Source organism: Bradyrhizobium sp. AUGA SZCCT0158 (assembly GCF_018130065.1).
Classification (GTDB): Bacteria; Pseudomonadota; Alphaproteobacteria; order Rhizobiales; family Xanthobacteraceae; genus Bradyrhizobium.
Window position 1 is genome coordinate 181,420 of sequence record NZ_JAFCME010000012.1, and the last position, 19,240, is coordinate 200,659.

Annotated in this window: 16 protein-coding genes; 12 read left to right on the forward strand and 4 right to left on the reverse strand. The window is 63.1% G+C overall.

What is annotated here, in order from left to right; all coding sequences use genetic code 11:
- Nucleotides 1-42 precede the first annotated feature (42 nt).
- The 12 genes from JQ574_RS19230 to JQ574_RS19285 all read left to right on the forward strand — a co-directional run bounded on the left by JQ574_RS19230 (nucleotide 43) and on the right by JQ574_RS19285 (nucleotide 14,033).
- Nucleotides 43-1,638 (forward strand): ABC transporter substrate-binding protein, encoded by a 1,596-nt coding sequence (locus JQ574_RS19230; RefSeq protein WP_212210586.1) that lies wholly within the window; start codon nucleotides 43-45, stop codon nucleotides 1,636-1,638.
- A 108-nt stretch (nucleotides 1,639-1,746) separates the two neighbouring features.
- Nucleotides 1,747-2,727, forward strand: coding sequence for an ABC transporter permease (locus JQ574_RS19235; protein ID WP_212210584.1), 981 nt, complete (start codon nucleotides 1,747-1,749; stop codon nucleotides 2,725-2,727).
- 14 nt (nucleotides 2,728-2,741) lie between these two features.
- Complete coding sequence (locus tag JQ574_RS19240; RefSeq protein WP_212210582.1) at nucleotides 2,742-3,713, forward strand: ABC transporter permease; 972 nt, start codon at nucleotides 2,742-2,744, stop codon at nucleotides 3,711-3,713.
- The gene (locus JQ574_RS19245; RefSeq protein ID WP_212210580.1) at nucleotides 3,710-4,708 is read left to right on the forward strand and encodes an ABC transporter ATP-binding protein; all 999 of its coding nucleotides are present in this window, start codon (nucleotides 3,710-3,712) and stop codon (nucleotides 4,706-4,708) included. The genes JQ574_RS19240 and JQ574_RS19245 overlap by 4 nt, the downstream gene beginning before the upstream one ends.
- Nucleotides 4,705-5,703: an ABC transporter ATP-binding protein gene (locus JQ574_RS19250; protein WP_212210572.1), complete on the forward strand. Its 999-nt coding sequence runs from the start codon at nucleotides 4,705-4,707 to the stop codon at nucleotides 5,701-5,703. Before JQ574_RS19245 ends, JQ574_RS19250 begins: the two co-directional genes overlap by 4 nt.
- An 88-nt stretch (nucleotides 5,704-5,791) precedes the next feature.
- Nucleotides 5,792-7,597: a gamma-glutamyltransferase family protein gene (locus JQ574_RS19255; protein WP_212210571.1), complete on the forward strand. Its 1,806-nt coding sequence runs from the start codon at nucleotides 5,792-5,794 to the stop codon at nucleotides 7,595-7,597.
- A gap of 31 nt (nucleotides 7,598-7,628) precedes the next feature.
- Entirely contained in the window at nucleotides 7,629-8,351 is a 723-nt protein-coding gene (locus tag JQ574_RS19260) for a DUF1028 domain-containing protein (RefSeq protein ID WP_212210570.1), read from the forward strand.
- A complete protein-coding gene (locus JQ574_RS19265) occupies nucleotides 8,348-9,337 on the forward strand; it encodes an ABC transporter ATP-binding protein (RefSeq protein WP_212210569.1) in 990 nt (329 codons plus the stop codon). Before JQ574_RS19260 ends, JQ574_RS19265 begins: the two co-directional genes overlap by 4 nt.
- Entirely contained in the window at nucleotides 9,334-10,440 is a 1,107-nt protein-coding gene (locus tag JQ574_RS19270) for an ABC transporter ATP-binding protein (RefSeq protein WP_212383774.1), read from the forward strand. The genes JQ574_RS19265 and JQ574_RS19270 overlap by 4 nt, the downstream gene beginning before the upstream one ends.
- Nucleotides 10,441-10,456: 16 nt before the next feature.
- Nucleotides 10,457-11,968: an ABC transporter substrate-binding protein gene (locus JQ574_RS19275; RefSeq protein WP_212210567.1), complete on the forward strand. Its 1,512-nt coding sequence runs from the start codon at nucleotides 10,457-10,459 to the stop codon at nucleotides 11,966-11,968.
- 232 nt (nucleotides 11,969-12,200) lie between these two features.
- Complete coding sequence (locus JQ574_RS19280; RefSeq protein ID WP_212383776.1) at nucleotides 12,201-13,142, forward strand: ABC transporter permease; 942 nt, start codon at nucleotides 12,201-12,203, stop codon at nucleotides 13,140-13,142.
- Between the two features lie 3 nt (nucleotides 13,143-13,145).
- Nucleotides 13,146-14,033: an ABC transporter permease gene (locus tag JQ574_RS19285; RefSeq protein ID WP_212210564.1), complete on the forward strand. Its 888-nt coding sequence runs from the start codon at nucleotides 13,146-13,148 to the stop codon at nucleotides 14,031-14,033.
- Nucleotides 14,034-14,150: 117 nt separating this feature from the next.
- Here JQ574_RS19285 and JQ574_RS19290 read toward each other — a convergent pair whose 3' ends face one another.
- From JQ574_RS19290 to JQ574_RS19305, 4 genes are all read right to left on the reverse strand, one after another.
- Nucleotides 14,151-14,894, reverse strand: coding sequence for a hypothetical protein (locus JQ574_RS19290; protein WP_212210562.1), 744 nt, complete (start codon nucleotides 14,892-14,894; stop codon nucleotides 14,151-14,153).
- Between the two features lie 19 nt (nucleotides 14,895-14,913).
- The gene (locus JQ574_RS19295) at nucleotides 14,914-16,164 is read right to left on the reverse strand and encodes an adenylate/guanylate cyclase domain-containing protein (protein ID WP_212210560.1); all 1,251 of its coding nucleotides are present in this window, start codon (nucleotides 16,162-16,164) and stop codon (nucleotides 14,914-14,916) included.
- Nucleotides 16,161-16,550, reverse strand: coding sequence for a response regulator (locus JQ574_RS19300; protein WP_212210558.1), 390 nt, complete (start codon nucleotides 16,548-16,550; stop codon nucleotides 16,161-16,163). The genes JQ574_RS19295 and JQ574_RS19300 overlap by 4 nt, the downstream gene beginning before the upstream one ends.
- Before the next feature lie 61 nt (nucleotides 16,551-16,611).
- Nucleotides 16,612-19,194 carry an ATP-binding protein gene (locus JQ574_RS19305; RefSeq protein WP_212210556.1) on the reverse strand — a complete coding sequence of 861 codons (2,583 nt, stop codon included), beginning with the start codon at nucleotides 19,192-19,194 and terminating at the stop codon, nucleotides 16,612-16,614.
- Nucleotides 19,195-19,240 lie beyond the last annotated feature (46 nt).

Sequence of the window (19,240 nt, forward strand, 5' to 3'; positions counted from 1 at the left end):
TTATTGCGGAATTAGGCTGATCAAAGCGGGGAAATCGAACAAATGTCTTTACGTCGGAGTTTGCTTGCAGCGGCTACGGTTACAATGCTCGGCTTTGCGGTTGCGCCGGCATCGGCCCAGACCCTGCGCTACGCCAACCAGGGCGACCTCAAATCGCTGGATCCGTATACGCTGAACGAAAGCACGACCCACGCCCATCTCGGGCATGTCTTCGAAGGCCTTACCGCCCGCGACAAGGACCTGAAGATCATCCCGGCGCTGGCGGAGAGCTGGGAAACGCCGGAGCCGACACGCTGGCGGTTCCATTTGCGCAAGGGCGTGAAATTCCACAACGGCGACCCCTTCACTGCCGACGATGTCGTTTTCTCGGCAGAGCGCGTTCGTGCCAAGGGCTCCAACCTTCCCACCCGCCTTCCATCCGATGCCAAGGTCGTCAAGGTCGACGACTACACCGTGGACTTCGTCCTGACCTCGCCCAATCCCATTCTCAATTCGCAATGGGATACTTGGTACATCATGAGCAAGAAATGGGCCGAGGCGAACAACTCGGTCGCCCCGACTCCGGTGGCGGCAACCTCGCCCAGTTTTGCCTCGCTTAACGCCAATGGTACCGGTCCCTTCATCATCGAGAGTCACCAGCCCGGGGTGAAAACGGTGTTCAAGGCGAACCCGAACTGGTGGCGCAAGCCCGAGCACAATCTGAAAGAGATCGTCTTCACGCCGATCGGCTCCGCCGCCACGCGCGTGGCCGCCCTGCTGTCGGGCGAAGTCGACGTCATCGAGCCGGTTCCGATCCAGGATATCACACGCGTGGATTCCAGCCCCAACGCCCAAGTGCTGAAGGGACCGGAACTTCGCACCATCTTTCTCGGCATGGACACGCTTCGCGATGAATTGCTGTATTCCAACATCAAGGGCAAGAACCCCTTCAAGGACGTTCGCGTTCGCGAGGCATTCTATAAGGCAATCGATGTCGAGTTGATCAAGACCCGCGTGATGCGCGGCCTTTCCACGCCATCGGCGCTGATGATCGCACCGGAATTATTTGCGCCGTCAAAGGATTTCACGCGGCCGAAAGCCGATCCGGATGCCGCCAAGAAGCTGCTGGTGGAGGCTGGTTACCCCGACGGTTTCGAAGTCAGCCTGGACTGCCCCAACGACCGTTATGTCAATGACGCCCCGATCTGCCAGGCGGTGGTCAGCATGCTGGCCCGGATCGGCGTCAAGGTTGACCTCCTCGCGCAACCCAAGGCCCAGTACTTCGCTAAGGTTCTCAAGGCGGGCGGCTATCAGACATCGTTCTTTCTGTTGGGCTGGACTCCCGGAACTCTCGATTCCCATAACGTGCTCTACGACGTTATCGGTTGTCGCGACGATCCCAAGAGTTCGCGTGGAGAGAACAATCTCAGCGGCTATTGCAACAAGGAAATTGACGCCCTCACCGACAAGATCTTGCAGGAGGCCGACACCACCAAGCGCGATCAGTTGATCAAGAGCGCTTACCAGATCCTCAACAAGGATTTCGGTTATATCCCGCTGCATCAGCAGGCGCTGGCCTGGGGCGTTTCGAAAAAAGTGAAGCTGACGCAGCGCGCCGACAATCAGGTTCTGCTGTACTGGGCGACCAAGCAGGACTAAGACGCTCAGTTATCATGGTCCCGGCAGCCAGGCGCTTCCGGGACCTTTCATTTCCGGCTGACAGCGACGTCAACCAAGAAGTCACACAGAAGAAAGTGAAAGGAATACATGCTCGCTTTCACTCTTCGCCGGGCGATCCAGGCTATCGGCGTCATGATTGCGGTCGGGGTCATCTCGTTCTCGATGTTCCGCTTCGCAGGTGACCCGGTCAACCAGATCGTCTCGCTGGACACGCCCGCCGCCGAACGCGAGGCGGTTCGCAAATCGCTCGGTCTGGACGATCCCGTCGCGGTGCAGTTCGCGCGTTATTTCGGCAATGCCGCCCAGTTCAAATTCGGCGTGTCCTATCAGTTCCGCCAGCCGGTCTCGAGCCTGCTCGCAGAGCGGATGCCCGCAACACTCGAGCTCGCGATCTGCGCCACCATCTTCGCAATGGTGTTCGGCATCCTGATGGGGGTCTATTCGGCGCTCAAACGCGACACCGTGCTTGCCAAGATATTCCAGGCCGTATCGCTGATCGGAATCTCGCTGCCGACCTTCCTGATCGGTATTCTGCTGATCTACCTGTTTTCGGTGACCCTGGGCTGGCTGCCCTCGTTCGGCCGCGGCGAGGTCGTGCGGGTCGGTTGGTGGACCACCGGACTCCTGACCCTCTCCGGCCTCAAGGCGCTGATCCTGCCGTCCATCACGCTCGGCCTGTTCCAGTTGACATTGATCATGCGGCTGGTGCGCGCTGAAATGCTGGAAGTCCTGCGCACCGACTACATCCGCTTCGCGCGTGCCCGCGGCCTGACCACCCGCGCGATCCATTTCGGCCACGCGCTCAAGAACACGCTGGTCCCCGTCATCACCGTGGCCGGGCTGCAATTTGGCTCGGTTATTGCTTTCGCCATCATCACCGAAACCGTCTTCCAGTGGCCGGGCATGGGGTTGCTGTTCGTGCAGGCAGTGCAAAACGTCGATATCCCGATCATGGCGGCCTACCTGTTGATGGTGTCGCTGATCTTCGTCACCATCAATTTGGTGGTCGATATCCTCTATACCGTCGTCGATCCGCGCCTGCGCTCGACCATCCGCCGTCCGGCTTGAAAGAAGGATCAGAGATGTCCGACGCCGTCGTTCCCCACCGAGCCGAGCCGAGCGCAGCAGTGGCGCGCGCCGGCACGAGCTGGTTCAGGCGCGCGCTCGACAGCGACATCTTCTATTCGTTCCGCCGTTCCAAGCTGACGATGGTGGCGGCAGCCGTCACCATCCTGTTTTTCCTGCTGGCGATCTTTGCTTCGGTGCTTTCGGTGCAGAACCCGTTCGATCCGGCGCAGCTGCAGCTGATGAATTCGCGCATTTCGCCGCTATGGACCGCCGACGGCCAGAGCCCGTTCCTGCTCGGCACCGACGAGCAGGGCCGCGACGTGTTCTCCGCTATCCTCTACGGGCTTCGGATCTCGCTCGTCGTCGGCGTGCTCGGCGTCGTCTTCGCCGGCGCGCTCGGAATTACGCTCGGGCTGATTGCGGGCTATGTCGGCGGCGCGCTCGATGGCCTGATCATGCGTATCGCCGACGTGCAACTCACCTTCCCCGCCATCCTGATCGCGCTCCTCGTCAACGGCGTCGCCAAGTCGGTGTTCGGCAACCGGCTGGACGCCATGAGTACGCTGGTGGTGCTGGTGGTCGCGATCGGACTGAGTTTCTGGGTGCAGTATGCCCGAACCGTGCGCGGCTCCGTCATGGTCGAGAAGAACAAGGATTATGTCGCGGCCGCCCAGTTGATCGGGCTCCCCGCCCCCATCATCATGCTGCGTCACGTGCTGCCGAACACGATGGGTCCGATCCTGGTGATCGCCACCATCAACCTGGCGCTCGCCGTCATTACGGAAGCCACGCTGTCGTTCCTCGGCGCCGGGATGCCCGATACCATGCCGTCGCTGGGCACGCTGATCCGGATCGGCAACAATTATCTGTTCGCTGGCGAATGGTGGATCGTGGCCTTCCCGGGCTTTGCGCTGGCCGGGCTGATCCTTTCCATCAATCTGCTCGGCGACTGGCTGCGCGACGCGCTCAACCCGAAACTCCGATGACCAGTCCTGTCCTTTCCGTGCGTAACCTCGAGGTGGAGTTCCACACCCGCCGCAGCGTCCTGCACGCCATCAACGGCATCTCCTTCGACATCGCCAAGGGCGAGGTGCTCGGCGTGGTCGGCGAATCCGGCGCGGGAAAATCCGTGACGGGCCTTGCCGTGATCGGCCTGATCGATCCGCCGGGGCGGATCGCAGGCGGCGAGATCCATCTGTCGGGGATGCGGATCGATCATCTGCCGCCGGAAGAAATCCGCCGCATCCGCGGCAAACGCATCGGGATGATCTTCCAGGATCCTCTCACAAGCCTCAATCCGCTCTACAAGATCGGCGACCAGATCGTCGAAACCATCCGGACCCATCTCAATCTGTCGGAGACCGCGGCGCGCAAGCGCGCCATCGATCTTCTGGCGGAAGTCGGTATTCCCGCGCCGGAAAAACGCATCGACGCCTATCCGCATGAATTCTCCGGCGGCATGCGCCAGCGCGTCGTGATCGCGCTTGCGATCTGTGCCGAACCGGATCTGATCATCGCCGACGAGCCGACCACGGCCCTTGACGTCTCCGTGCAGGCGCAGATCATCTCGCTGATCAAACGCCTTGGCCGCGACCATGGCACCGCCGTGATGCTGGTGACGCACGACATGGGCGTGATCGCCGAAACCTCCGACCGCGTCGCGGTGATGTATTCGGGCCGGATTGCCGAGATCGGCCCGGTTCAGGACGTCGTGCAGAACCCGCTGCATCCCTACGCCAAGGGCCTGATGGGCGCGATCCCGACTTTGGCGGGCGAAGACAAGCGGCTGGTGCAGATACCCGGTTCGATGCCGCGGCTGTCGGCGATCCCGAAGGGCTGCTCGTTCAACCCGCGCTGCGGCTTCGTCTTCGACCGTTGCCGCGTCGAGCGTCCGGAGCCGATAGCGCACGGTACGCAGGCCGTGGCCTGTCATCTCTATGATGCCGCGGCCAAGGCAACGATCAAGGAGACCGCGGCATGAGCGCGGCACCCTTCATCGACGTCAGGAATTTACGCCGCGAGTTCGACGTTTCCAAACCGTGGCTCAACCGCGTGCTCGAAGGTGGCCACCTCGAATTCCTGAAAGCGGTCGACGGCGTCACCTTCGGCATCAAGAAGGGCGAGACGTTCGCCCTCGTCGGCGAATCCGGTTCGGGCAAGACCACCGTGGCACGGATGGTGGTCGGATTGCTGCCACCGAGCTCGGGCGAAGTCGTCATCGACGGCGTCTCGATGACCGATGCGAGGCAGGCGCAGGTGCGGCAAAAACTGCGCCGCCGCATCCAGATGATCTTCCAGGACCCCTATGCGAGCCTCAATCCGCGCTTCCGGGTCGATGCCATCGTCTCCGAGCCGATCCGAGCCTTCGACCTGATCGCGGGCGAGCGCGACATCGCTGCGCGCGTCGGTGAATTGCTGAGCCTCGTCGGCCTGCATGCCGACGACGGCCTGAAGTTTCCACATGAGTTTTCCGGCGGCCAGCGCCAGCGCATCGCGATCGCCCGCGCGCTGGCCTCGGAAGCCGAATTCATCGTCTGCGACGAGCCGACCTCGGCGCTCGATGTTTCCGTGCAGGCGCAGATCCTCAATCTGATGCGCGATTTGCAGGACAAGTTTGGCCTGACTTATCTCTTCATCAGCCATAACCTTGCCGTGGTGCGCCACATGGCGAGCCGCATCGGCGTGATGTATCTCGGCCGCATCGTCGAAATCGCGGAGGGGCGCGAACTTTTCAACAATCCGCGGATGCCCTACACCAAGATGCTGCTGGGAGCGGTTCCTGATTTGGCGATGTCCGGCCGCCAGCGGATTCCGGTCAAGGGCGAGATCCCCAATCCGATCAATCCGCCGCCCGGCTGCGCCTTCAACCCGCGCTGCCCGCTGGCCTATGATCTCTGCCGTCAACAGGCGCCCGCGCTGATCAACGGTGTCGCCTGCCACGCGGTCAATTCGCCGGCCGAAGCCGTGCCAGCCTGATCACAGGGATGGGTCAACCAAACGGTTGGCAGCAGGCCTCGCCTGTGGTCAAGTGGCGCACCAAATACCAGCGCAGCACCGGATTCCCATGAGCAACATCAATCCCGATCCGTTCACGACCAGGCCGGAAATCGAAGGCACGTTCGGGGTCGTGACCTCGACGCACTGGATCGCCACCGCGGTCGGGATGGGAATCCTGGAAAAGGGCGGTAACGCGTTCGATGCGGGTGTTGCCACCGCCTTCACGCTGCAGGTGGTCGAGCCGCATCTCAACGGCCCCGGCGGCGACGTACCGATCATTGTGCATGACACCAAGCGCGGCCGCACCGAGGTGATTTGCGGCCAGGGCCCGGCGCCGGCCGGCGCGACCATCGCGCATTACCGCAGCGAGGGGCTGGAGATGGTGCCCGGCACCGGGCTGCTCGCGGCCTGCGTGCCCGGCACGTTCGAATCCTGGATGTTGCTCTTGCGCGATTACGGCACGATGCGGCTGCGCGACGTGCTCGAACCCGCGATCGCCTATGCCCGCGACGGCTATCCCCTGGTGGAGCGCGCGGCGGCGACGATCCAGATCGTCGAAAAGCTGTTCCGCAATCACTGGAAGACGTCGGCCGCGGTCTATCTGCCGAACAACGAAGTGCCAAAGCCCGGCACGCTGTTCACCAACAAGCAGCTGTCGGAAACCTACGCCCGCATCCTGAAAGAAGCCGAGAGCGCCGGCGGTGACCGCGTGGCGCAAATCGAGGCCGCGCGAAAGGCGTGGTCGCACGGTTTTGTCGCGGAGGCGATCGACAAGTTCTGCCGGACGCAAGACGTCATGGACGTCAGCGGCTCGCCGCATCGCGGCGTGCTTCGGGCCGACGACATGGCACGCTGGCAGCCGACCGTCGAGGCGCCGCTGACCTATGATTACGGCCGCTATACCGTGTGCAAGCCCGGTGTCTGGAGCCAGGGCCCAGTCATGCTGCAGCAGCTGGCGCTGCTCAAGGGATTCGAACTCGACGGGCTCGATCCAGCTGGGCCGGAATTCATCCATCTGCAGATCGAATGCGCCAAGCTTGCCTTTGCCGACCGCGAGAAATTCTACGGCGATCCAAAGTTTACCGACATCCCGATCGCGACCTTGCTGTCGGACGCTTACAATGACGAACGCCGCAAGCTGATCTCGAGGGACAAAGCCTCGCTCGATTTTCTCCCCGGCTCGGTGGAAGGTTTTGGTTCGGTCGTCAAGATGCGCCGCGCCGAAGGTCATCGCGAGGCGGTCGGCGCCATGGGCGCGGGCGAGCCGACCGTCGGCCGCTTCGGCGAGGTGCGCGGCGACACCGTGCATTTCGACATCATCGACCAGGCCGGCAACATGATCTCGGCGACGCCGTCCGGCGGCTGGCTGCAATCCTCGCCGGTGATTCCCGAACTCGGCTTCTGTCTCGGCAGCCGCGCCCAGATGTTCTGGCTCGAAGAAGACCATCCCGCTGCACTGGCGCCGGGTAAGCGTCCGCGCACCACGCTGTCGCCGACCCTATGCTACCGCGACGGCGAGCCGTACATGGCCTGGGGTTCGCCCGGCGGCGACCAGCAGGATCAATGGACCACGCAATTCTTCCTGCGCCACGTTCACGCCAATCTGAACCTGCAGGAAGCGATCGACGCGCCGGCATGGCACTCCGAACATTTCCCGATCTCGTTCTGGCCGCGCACCGCCCGGCCCGGCGTGCTGGTGGTTGAAAACCGCGTACCGAAGGCAACCATCGACACCTTGAAGAGCCGCGGCCATGTCGTCGAGATCGGCCCCGACTGGTCGGAAGGCCGCCTCACTGCCGCCTCCAAGGTCGGGCGCCGCCGTCGTGCAGCGGCCAATCCGCGGGGCATGCAAGGCTACGCGGCCGGACGGTAGGAGCGCACCAAGATGACTTGTAAGGCTTGAGATGACCTGGTCGATCATCGCGCGCGATCCCGCGACCGGCCAGTTCGGCATCGCGGTCGCGACCAAATTCTTCGCGGTCGGCGCGCGCGTGCCACATATCGTGGCCGGCATCGGCGGCATCGCGACCCAGGCACTGGTCAATCCCTATTACGGCATCGACGGCGTCAAGCTGTTGAGAGAGGGTCGTGAACCGGACGACATCCTCAAGACCCTGATCGCCACCGACGACGGCCGAGAAAGCCGGCAATTGCACATCATGGATGCGAGGGGCCGCATTGCCGCGCATACCGGCCGCGATTGCGTCGACTGGTGCGGACACATCCAGGGCGACGGCTTTTCGATCGCGGGCAACATGCTGGCGGGCGCCGCCGTGCTCGACGACACCGCAAATGCCTATGTCGCCAATGCCGGCCTGCCCTTTCCCCGCCGGCTGATCGCGGCAATGCATGCGGGCGAAGCCGTGGGCGGCGACAAGCGCGGCAAGCAATCCGCGGCACTGCTGATCCACGGCGACGAGGAATGGTCCGAGCTCAATCTGCGCGTCGACGACCATACCGATCCGCTGCGCGAGCTCGAGCGGCTTGAAGAAGTGAGCCGCGAGCGCTGGGTGCATTTCCGCGCCTTCATGCCGACGCGCAAGAATCCTGCAGGGATTACCGATCGCGCGACCATCGACGCCGGCATCGAGGCCAGCATCAAAGCGGCGGCTGCAGGCAAGGCATGACTTCAAGCCCGCTGATCGAAATCGAGGGACTCCGCGTCGTCTTCCATGGCGACGATGGCCGCGCGACCCATGCGGTCGATGCCGTCGATCTCAGCGTGGCCAATGGCGCGACACTTGGACTGGTCGGCGAATCCGGCTGCGGCAAGAGCGTGACCTCGCTGGCCATCATGGGACTGCTGTCAAAGCATTCGGCGGTAGTCTCCGGCTCGATCCGCTTCGATGGTTTTGATCTGCTCGACGTCCCCGACGAGACCCTGCGCGACCTGCGCGGCAACCGGCTGGCAATGATTTTTCAGGAACCGATGACCTCGCTCAACCCGAGCTTCACGATCGGCGACCAGATCATCGAGACCATCCTGCGCCATCGCGGCGGATCGAAGCGCCAGGCGCGCGAGCGCGCCATCGAACTGCTGCGCCGCGTCCACATCCCCTCACCCGACAAGCGAATCGACGAATATCCGCACAAGCTTTCAGGCGGCATGCGCCAGCGCGTGATGATCGCGATGGCGCTGGCCTGCGATCCCCGCCTCTTGATCGCGGACGAACCGACCACCGCGCTCGATGTCACCCTGCAGGCGCAGATCCTCGATCTGATGCGCGAGCTGAAAGCTGCGAGCGGCGCCGCTATCATTCTGATCACGCACGATCTCGGCGTGGTTGCCGAAGTCTGCGACGAAGTCGCTGTCATGTATGCCGGCGAGATCGTCGAGCGCGCGCCGGTTGATGAGCTGTTCGCCAATCCGCAGCATCCCTACACCGTCGGCCTGCTCGGCTCGATCCCGCGGCTGGGTCGCCGTGCCTCGCATCTGGCCACCATCGAGGGCATGGTGCCGAACATGGCCAACCCGCCGCCCGGCTGCCGCTTCTCGGCGCGCTGTCCTTTTGTCGCCGACATCTGCGTCGCGGCGCCGCCGCCGCTGGCGATCCTCAGCCCCGGCCACGCCTCGCGCTGCATCAGGGCGCCGCTGGAGCGGCTGGTGTCATGACGGCCCTTCTGGAGGTCGACGGCCTGGTCAAGCATTTCGTCGCGGGACGTTCGGTGTTCGGCCGCGCCACTGCCTTCGTCAAGGCCGTCGACGGTGTCAGCTTCCGTGTCGAGGCCGGCAAGACGCTGGCGCTGGTCGGCGAATCCGGCTGCGGCAAATCCACCGTGAGCCGGCTGGTGCTGCGGCTGATCGAGCCGGACGCCGGCAGCGTTCGCTTCGAGGGCCGCGATCTCCTCGCGCTGGGCGCCAATGAGCTGCGCAACTTCCGACGCGACGCGCAGATCATCTTTCAGGATCCCTACGCCTCGCTCAATCCACGCATGACCGTCAGCCAGATCCTGACGGAGCCGCTGGCGCTGCACGACCTGGTGCCGGCGCCGCGCCGCCGCGAGCGGGTCGAGGAATTGCTGCGGCTGGTCGGGCTGGAGCCGCGCTTTGCGCGGCGCTATCCGCATGAATTTTCCGGCGGCCAGCGCCAGCGTATCGCCATCGCGCGGGCGCTGGCGGTGGAACCGAAATTGATCATCTGCGACGAGCCGGTGTCGGCGCTCGACGTCTCGATCCGCTCGCAAATCCTGAACCTGCTGCGCGATTTGCAGAACCGGCTCGGCCTTGCCTACATCTTCGTCTCACACGATCTTGCCGTCGTAAAACACATCGCCGACCGCGTCGCGGTGATGAATCTCGGCGTCATCGTCGAAACCGCGGAGGCGCAGGCATTGTTCGCCGCCCCGCGGCATCCCTATAGCCGCGCTCTGTTGTCAGCTATTCCCGTACCCAAGCCGCAAGCCAAACGCAGCCGCATCGTGCTGCAGGGCGAGATGCCGAGCGCGCTCGACCCGCCGTCCGGCTGCCGCTTTCATACCCGCTGCCCCTATGTGGTCGAGCGCTGCCGCACCGAAGAGCCTCAATTGCTTGCCGACCACACCGGTCACGCCACCGCCTGCCACCGGATGGCGGAACTGCCGGCGCCTGACAGCATCGTTCCCTCGGATGGTGGCTTCTCGCCGGTGCTGGAAAAACTGGTCGCCGCCTTTGGACGGGCGGAAGGCGCGGGCCGCAACGGGGTTGATATATCAGGAACACGACCAACAGCAGTGTAATCAGAGGATGGGTGCGATGAAAATCTTGCGTTTGGCGGTGACTGCGGCGGCTCTGTTGCTGTCGTTCGAGGCGAGTGTTCAGGCCCAGACCACGCTGCGCATCGGCTTGGCCGAGGATCCGGATATTCTCGATCCGACCCTGGCGCGTACCTATGTCGGCCGCATCGTGTTCGCCAGCTTCTGCGACAAGCTGTTCGACATCGACGAGAAGATCAACATCGTGCCGCAGCTCGCGCTGTCGCACCAGACCTCGGCCGACGGCAAGGAGGTCATCATCAAGCTGCGGCCGGGCGTGAAATTCCACGACGGCGAGCCGCTGGACGCCGAGGCCGCGAAATTTTCGCTCGACCGCCACATGACGATGGCGACCTCGTTCCGCAAGCCGGAGCTGGCGCAACTCGACCGTGTCGAGGTGGTCGATCCCCTCACCATCAAGCTGGTGTTGAAGACGCCGTTCTCGCCGCTGATCGCCCAGCTCACCGACCGCGCCGGCATGATGGTTTCGCCGAAGGCGGCGAAGGCCGAAGGCGACAAGTTCGGCCTGAAGCCGGTATGCGCGGGTCCCTACAAATTCGTCGAGCGCGTGCAGCAGGACCGCATCGTGTTCGAGAAATTCGCCGACTACTGGAACAAGGACGCGATCAAGATCGACCGCATCGTCTATCTGCCGCTGGTCGACGCCACCGTGCGCCTTGCCAATCTCAAATCCGGCGGCCTCGATCTGATCGAACGCCTGCTCGCCACCGACATCAAGGCGGTGGTGAGCGACCCCAAACTGAAATTATCCAGCGCCATCGAGCTCGGCTATCAGGGCGTGACGCTGAACGTCGGCAAGGACAAGGCCAAGGGTCCGCTCAGCCAGTCCGCCAAGGTCCGGCAGGCGCTCGATCTGTCGCTCGACCGCGAGGCGATCAACCAGGTGGTGTTCAACGGCGAATTCAAGCCCGGCAACCAATGGGTCAATCCCGATCACCCCTATTACCAGAAGGCCTTTCCGGTCCGTGGGCGGGATATCGCCAAGGCCAAGGCGCTGTTGAAGGAAGCCGGCGTCACGGCGCCCGTCAGCGTCGATTTCATGGTGCCGAAGGGCGCGGAAACCGAAGCAGTCGCACAGGTGATCCAGTCGATGGCTTCCGAAGCCGGCTTCGACATGAAGATCAGGGTCACCGAATTCGCAACCTCGCTGAAGCTGGCTGAATCAGGCGAATACCAGGCCTTCATGCTGGCCTGGAGCGGACGGATCGATCCCGACGGCAATTCCTACGTGTTCCAGAAATCCAACGCGCCGCAGAACTACAGCGCGTGGTCCAATGCCGATGCCGACAAGGCGCTCGACGACGGGCGTCTGGTGACGGATCAGGCGCAGCGCAAGGCCATCTATGAGAAGCTGGCCAAGCTCGTGCTGGAAGAAAAGCCGCTGCTCTACATCTATCACCGCAAGATCCTGATCGCGCACAGTACGAAACTCGAGGGCTACAAGCAGATGCCGGACGGGCTGGTGCGGGTGACCGGGTTGACGCTGAAGTGAGGATGTTTAGCCGAGCGCACCGCTCTGCTCCCTCCCCCCTTGCGGGGGAGGGTTGGGGAGAGGGGTGCCACAGCGGTGGTGCCGGTGAGTTGCGAGCACCGTTGGCCGATCATGACCCGCTCGCCCGGAGCCACCCCTCTCCCTGTCCCTCCCCCGCAAGGGGGGAGGGAACCGTGCGGCTGGCACCGTCAGCACAATCCAAACTGCCCTTACTCCAGACAACACGGCTGCCATGCTGAACTTCCTCGGCCAGCGTATCCTGCAGCTGATCCCGACGCTGTTCTTCGTGTCGGTCCTGATCTTTTCGCTGCAGCACCTGTTGCCCGGCGATCCCGCGCTGGTCATGGCCGGCGAGGAGCGCGATCCCGAGGTGATCGCGCAGATCCGCGCGCAATACCGGCTCGATCAGCCGATCCCGATCCAGTACGTCTACTGGGTCAAGGGCGTGCTGTCGGGCGATTTCGGCGAGTCGCTGCGCATCAAGGTGCCGGTGCTGAGCCTGATCGCGCAGAAACTGCCGGTGACGATCCAGCTCGGCTCGATGGCGATCGTGATCGCCATCCTGATCGGCATTCCCGCCGGCATCGGATCGGCTGTAAAGAAAGGCACGGCGTGGGACTACGGTGCCAACCTGTTCGCGCTGTGGGGCATCTCGACGCCGAATTTCTGGCTCGGCATCATGCTGATCTTCCTGTTCTCGATCGAGCTCGGCTGGCTTCCGGCCTCCGGCTATGTGCCGCTGTCGGAAAACTGGCGCGCCAGCCTCGCCTCCACCATCATGCCCGCTTTCGTGCTCGGCAACGCCATCGCCGCGATCCTGATGCGGCATACCCGCAGCGCCATGCTGCAGGTGCTGGAGAGCGATTACGTGCGGACGGCGCGCGCGAAGGGCCTTTCCGAACGCTCGGTGATCCTCAAGCATGCGATGCGCAACGCGCTGACGCCGGTGATCACGCTGGGTGCGCTCGAACTCGGCACGCTGCTGTCGGGTGCGGTGCTGACCGAGCAGATTTTTTCGATTCCCGGCTTCGGCAAGCTGATCGTCGACGCCGTGTTCAACCGTGACTACGCCGTCGTGCAGGGCGTCGTGCTGACGACCGCAACGATCTACATCACGCTAAACCTTGTCGCCGATATCGCCTATGTCCTCGTCAATCCGCGGCTGAGGGCGTAACCGATGACCGACGTCGCCCTCGGCCCCCTTCCAAAAGTCGCCTCCGATGAACTGGAGAGTCCGGCGCGGCGCGCGCTGCGTCGGCTGTTCAAGCGCAAGGGCGCCGTGGTCGGCCTCGTCGTCATCGCGCTGTTCGTGGTGCTCTCGCTGTTCGCGCCGCTGATCGTGCCCTATGACCCGATCGCAACCAGCTGGTCGCTGGTACGCAAGCCGCCGACGTGGCAGCACTGGTTCGGTACCGACGATCTCGGGCGCGATATCCTGGCCCGCGTGGTCTATGGCGCGCGGGCCTCGCTGATGGCCGGCGCGATCTCGGTCGGGATTGCGCTCGGCATCGGCGTACCGCTCGGCTTGCTGTCCGGCTATCGCGGCGGCTTCATCGACAGCCTGATCAGCCGCATCACCGATGCGATGCTGGCCTGCCCGTTCCTGATCCTCGCCATTGCGCTGGCGGCGTTTCTCGGCCCGAGCCTCGGCAACGCCATGATCGCGATCGGCATCTCGGCGACGCCGATCTTCGTGCGGCTGACTCGCGGCCAGGTGATGAGCGTCAAGGTCGAGGATTATGTCGAGGCGGCGCGCGCGATGGGCAATCCGCGCTGGCGCATCGCACTGTTCCATATCCTGCCGAACATCATGCCGGCGCTTTTGGTGCAGGCAACGCTGTCGATCGCGGCCGCCATCATTGCCGAAGCGGCACTGTCGTTCCTCGGCCTCGGCCAGCAGCCGCCCTCGCCGTCCTGGGGCAGCATGCTCAACGCCGCGCAGCGCTTCCTGACCAACGCGCCCTGGATGGCGATCTGGCCGGGACTGGCGATCTTCCTCGTGGTGCTGTCGTTCAACCTGGTCGGCGACGGCCTGCGCGACGCGCTTGATCCAAGGGAGCGGTAGGTACACCGCTCTAACCCCGTCATTGCGAGCGTAGCGAAGCAATCCATCTCGCGGCGTAACGGATGGATGGATTGCTTCGTCGCAAGAGCTCCTCGCAATGACGGCAGAACTCGACCCCTAAATCACCAGCTCCCGCAACACCCTCCGGCAATCCATCTCATACTCGAGATCAATCACCGGCGGCCTTGCAAAATGCCAGGTCAGGCCCGAACGCGCGGCGCCGCGGCGGACCAGCTCTTCGGCAAACATCGGATGGAAGTCGTGGATCGTGTAGGTCTGCGCCGCCGTCGCGTCCTTCCAGCCGAAGCCGAATTCGGCCATGCGCTTTTCCATGGCGCCGACCACGTAGCTCACTTTCTCCTTCAACCCGTCGGGGCTGAGGTCGCGGTAACGCACGGTGCGCTCGGCATAGGTTGCGCCACCTTCCAGCGATTCGCCGCTACCCGCAATCACGAAACTCGGCGTCATGTTGCCGCTCGGGCGCGTGAACGAGAAGGCGTAGAACGACGGCTCGGCGGGCGGGTCGATCTCGGGACAGACATTGCTGCGCGCCACCGGGTTCGTGGTGCCGTCATAGATATCCCATTCGGCGAGCGTCTTGACGTAGTGCAGGTTGAAATTCCGGAATCCTTCATCGGTGAAGGCGGCCGGCGAACGCAGCTCGCAGGCGCAGAACGACGTCAACGGCCTGCCCTCGGCCTGAATGTATTTGGCAATCTGGGCAAAGCCTTCGGCCAGCGCCACCGGTTTGTCGAACCGCACCCGCTCGATCTCGAAACCGGGGTTGGCCGCAGCCCCAGCCGAATACTGAAACACCGCCGGGATGAACCGGTAATTGCCTGCGACAAAGTCGGTCGTCATATCCGCTCTCCGTTTCCCGTTATTCCAATTGCATGCGGACGCCCTTGGCGCCGTTGAGCAGCCGCTTCAAATGAAAGCCGGCGAGCGCATCGTCGGCATGCGCGCCGACCAGCGCGGCAAAGGCCGGCATTGCCGCCGGGTCACCGGCCTCGAGCTTGGCGAAGGCTTCGGAATATTGCGACGTCGCGGGGCTCTCAAACACTGCTGCCGTCAACGGCTCATAGGCGCGCAGCGGCTCGCTGCGCCCGCGCAGCACGAGGTCGCCGACCGGCCGGCCGCGGAAATCTCCGGCGCCATCAGCGACGACGGCGCTGACGCAAATCCGCGTGCCCAGGTGCTTGTTGGCGGCCTCCAGCCGCGCCGCGGTGTTGATGGTGTCACCATAGGCGGTGTAATCGAAAAACCTGCTGCCACCGAAATTGCCGACCAGCGCGGAACCGGCGTGGACACCGACGCGCGTGGCCCCGAAACTCACACCCTTTTTCTTCCAGCGCAGACGGAATTCCTGCGCCCAGCTATCGAGATCGTGGGCGCAGGCGATCGCGCGCCTGGCGTAATCAGGCTGATCCCCCGGCGCGTTGAACAGAACCTGGATCGCATCGCCGATGATCTTGGCAACCGTCCCCTCATGCGCGAACACCACATCGGTCATGCCGCCCACATAGTCGCCGAGCAGCGTCCCCAGCACGTCGGGTGCGGCGGTTTCGACCAGCGAGGTGAAACCGGTGATGTCGGTGAAGATCGCCGCGACCTCGCGCCAATGCACCTCCATGCCGTCGCTGTCGCCGATGGCGGCAAGACGGCTCGCAATCTGCGGCGAGAAATAGCGCGACAGCGAAGCGTGCGCGCGCTCGGCCTCGGCCTGGCGGCGGCGCGCCTCGCGCATCATCTCGACATGGCGGATGGTCTTGTCGATCGTCATTTCCAGATCGCCGAAATCGATCGGCTTGGTCAGGAAATCGAACGCGCCGCGGTTCATCGCGGTACGGATGTTGCTCATGTCGCCATAGGCGGACACGATGATGGTGGATTTCTTGTCTTCGGCCTCCTGCAGCTTGGCGAGCAGCGACAGGCCGTCCATGCGCGGCATGTTGATGTCGGATACCACCATGTCGACATGCGGGTTCTGCTCGATCGAGGCCAGCGCTTCGATTCCGTCATGGGCGAACACAAAGGTCACGCTGCCGTCGCGGATCTGGCGACGGAATTTCTGCAGCACCAGAGCCTCGAGATCGGGCTCGTCGTCGACGACGAGGATCGTTGCGGTCATGCGGCTTGCCCGAGCCGGGTATCGATCTCGTGGCGCAGCAGCGCAAAATCGATCGGCTTGGTCAAGAGGCCGATCGCGCCGCGCTCGATCGCCTTGCGGCGGGTTTCGGCATCGCCATAGGCGGTGATCATGATGACGGGCACATCAGGCCGCGCCGCGCGCACCTTCGGCAGCATTTCAAGCCCGCTCATGCCGGGCATGTTGATGTCGGACAGGATCAGGATCAGCGACGGGTCACGAACTTCCGCAGCACGCTCCAGTGCCGCAGGCGCCGACGGCGCAAATTCCATGGTAAAGCGACCGGACTTGAGATCGCGTCGGAACTGCTGCCGAAACAGCGCTTCGACATCGGGCTCGTCATCCACAACGAGGATGTAAACGCTCAATTTTTGCCTCCAGTATCGTTGGGCATGATCTTATCCGAAAATCGGTCTCCAGTTTTCGGGATCATGCCAGCGCTACGCCTTTTCGCGGCAGCGTAATAATGAATTCGGTGAATACATCAGGCTCCGTCCGTACGTCGATCTTGCCGCCATGCTGTTTCACCACGATGTCGTGACTCATCGACAATCCGAGCCCGGTTCCCTCGCCAGCGGGTTTCGTCGTGAAGAAGGGATTGAACATTTTTTCCTTCACTTCCAAGGGGATACCGGTGCCGTTGTCGCGAATCCGGATTTCCACCTTGTTGCCGAGGTTTTTCGTCGTCGCCGTCAGAACAGGCTCGAAGCCCTCCTCGCCCTTCTCCTTGCGCTTGGTCGCGGCGTAAAAGCCGTTCGAGATCAGGTTGAGGAATACCCGCGTGATTTCCTGCGGATAGAGATCGATCATGCCGGCCTCGGGATCCAGATCGCGCTTGAGCGTGATGTTGAATCCGGATTTTTCCGCCCGCGCGCCGTGATAGGCGAGGTTGAGGCTTTCCTCGATGATCGCATTGATGTCGGCGGACCGGACTTCGCCTGATCCCTCGCGCGAATGCAGCAGCATGTTCTTGACGATCGAGTCGGCGCGCTTGCCGTGCTGCACGACCTTTTCGAGATTGCCCTTCAGCATATGGGTGAGTTCGTCGATCTCCTCGCGGGTCTTGCCGTCGAGCGCGGCGGGCTTCAGCACATCGTTCAGCTCGTCGATCAGTTCAGACGACAGCGCCGAGAAATTGTTGACGAAATTGAGCGGGTTCTTGATCTCGTGGGCGATCCCCGCGGTGAGCTGGCCGAGCGAAGCCAGTTTCTCGGTCTGTATCAGGCGGTCCTGCGCGGTGCGGAGATCGTCGAGAGACTCGCTCAGATCCTTGGTACGTTCGCGCAATTCTCGGAGCAGCCGCGTATTCTCGATGGCGATCACGGCCTGGTTGGCGAAACTGCTGACAAGCGCGATCTGCTTGTCGGTAAATGGCCGGACCTCCTGGCGATAGATCGCGATCGTGCCGATCAGTTCGTTTTCCTTGAGCAGCGGAACGATGACAATCGTTCGGGCCCCCGCAAGATCGGACATCGCAACAACGGCTGGATGGCCTTCGAGATAGGGCTGTTGTGTCCGAAGATCCTCGATCTGGACCGCCTGATGCGTTCTTACAATCATGCCAAGACCGCTCTTCGGGTGCGGATAGATCGGCTCATCCGCCTGCGCGACATATGCTTGCGGTACGTTGAAGAGTGCAACGTTGCGGAAGCAGTTGCCGTCGTACTGATTCATCGTGCCAAAATGCGCGCCGCAGATATGGGTGGCGTTTTCGAGCATCTTCTGGAACACCGGATCCAGTTCGCCCGGAGATGAGCTGATGACTTCCAATACTTCCGATGTCGCGGTTTGCTGATCGAGCGTTTCTCTCAGCTCCGCAGTCCGTGTCTCGACCTTCTTCTCCAGGTCGGCATAGGACTCCTGCAGCCGCGCGCCCATGTCGTTGAACTGATTGGCGAGGCCTTCGAGTTCGTCGCCGGTCTTGATGTTGATGCGCTGGGCGAAATCGCCGCCGCCGATGCGTTCGGCGCCGGCTCGCAATGCCTGGATCGGGCCGACCATGCGACGTGCCAGGAAAATTCCGGCGAGCACCGCAAGGATCGATGCCGCCGCGAGCAGCAAGGCAAGCCGCTGCAGCGCCTGATACAGCGACGCGTAGGCTTCGTTGACCGGCAGTTCGACGAACATAGTCCATCCCAGCGGGGCGATCGGCGCGGATGCCGTCAGCACCTCCTGCCCCTGGATGTTCAGCGCGCCCTGCAATTCAACGGCTTCGCTGGTTCTGCCGGTGCGGGCGGCCTGCACTTGGCTGAGCTTCGACATGTCGGTGTTGCGCAGCACCAAGCTGATGTCGGGATGGGCAATCAGGCGTCCCGTCGGGCCGACGACATAGGCGTGGCCGCGTTCGCCGACCTTGATCTGCGAGACCACATCCCAGATCAGCTTCAGATTGACCTCGGCGATGCTGACACCGGCATCCTTGCGGGTGCCGGCCAGCGATAGCGTCATGTAGGGCTCGGACTCCCGGCGAAAATACACCGGCCCGTAAAACACCTTGTTGGCGACGGCTTCCGTGAATTTCGGGTCTTGGGAAAGGTCGAGGCCGGAGTCGACGACATCCATTGCCAGCCGCGACACCCGCAGGCGTTCCTTGCCGGTAGAATCGATCTGCGACAGTTCGGTGATCGCCGGCACCTGCCGCAACAGGCGGAGCGCGTCGAACCGGCGATCCTGCAGCGATCCGGCCGACCAGGGCAACTGGGTGGTCCAGCCCAGCTGGCTTTCGATTTCCTTGATGAACTGGCCGATCTTGGCCGCGGCGGCTTCGGCCTGCTCGTGCTGGATCCGGATCAGGGAGGTCTTGTGCTCCCGATAATAGAAGAAAACCTCGAAAATCCCGTTGGAAAGCAGCGCCACGCCCACCACGGCAACGAACAGCGCGACGTATTTGGTGAACAGCCGGTTGCGGGTTCTGGTCCCGGGCGCCCCCTGCGCGGGCACAGCATTCTCCGCGGGCGAAGCAGCCGCCAGCGTGCGCCCCTCTGGGGTGCCGGGATGCAGGGAAATGCTCATGCCGGCCAAGCTATCAAGAAGCCTTGAGCTTGTCTCTTGCCGCACT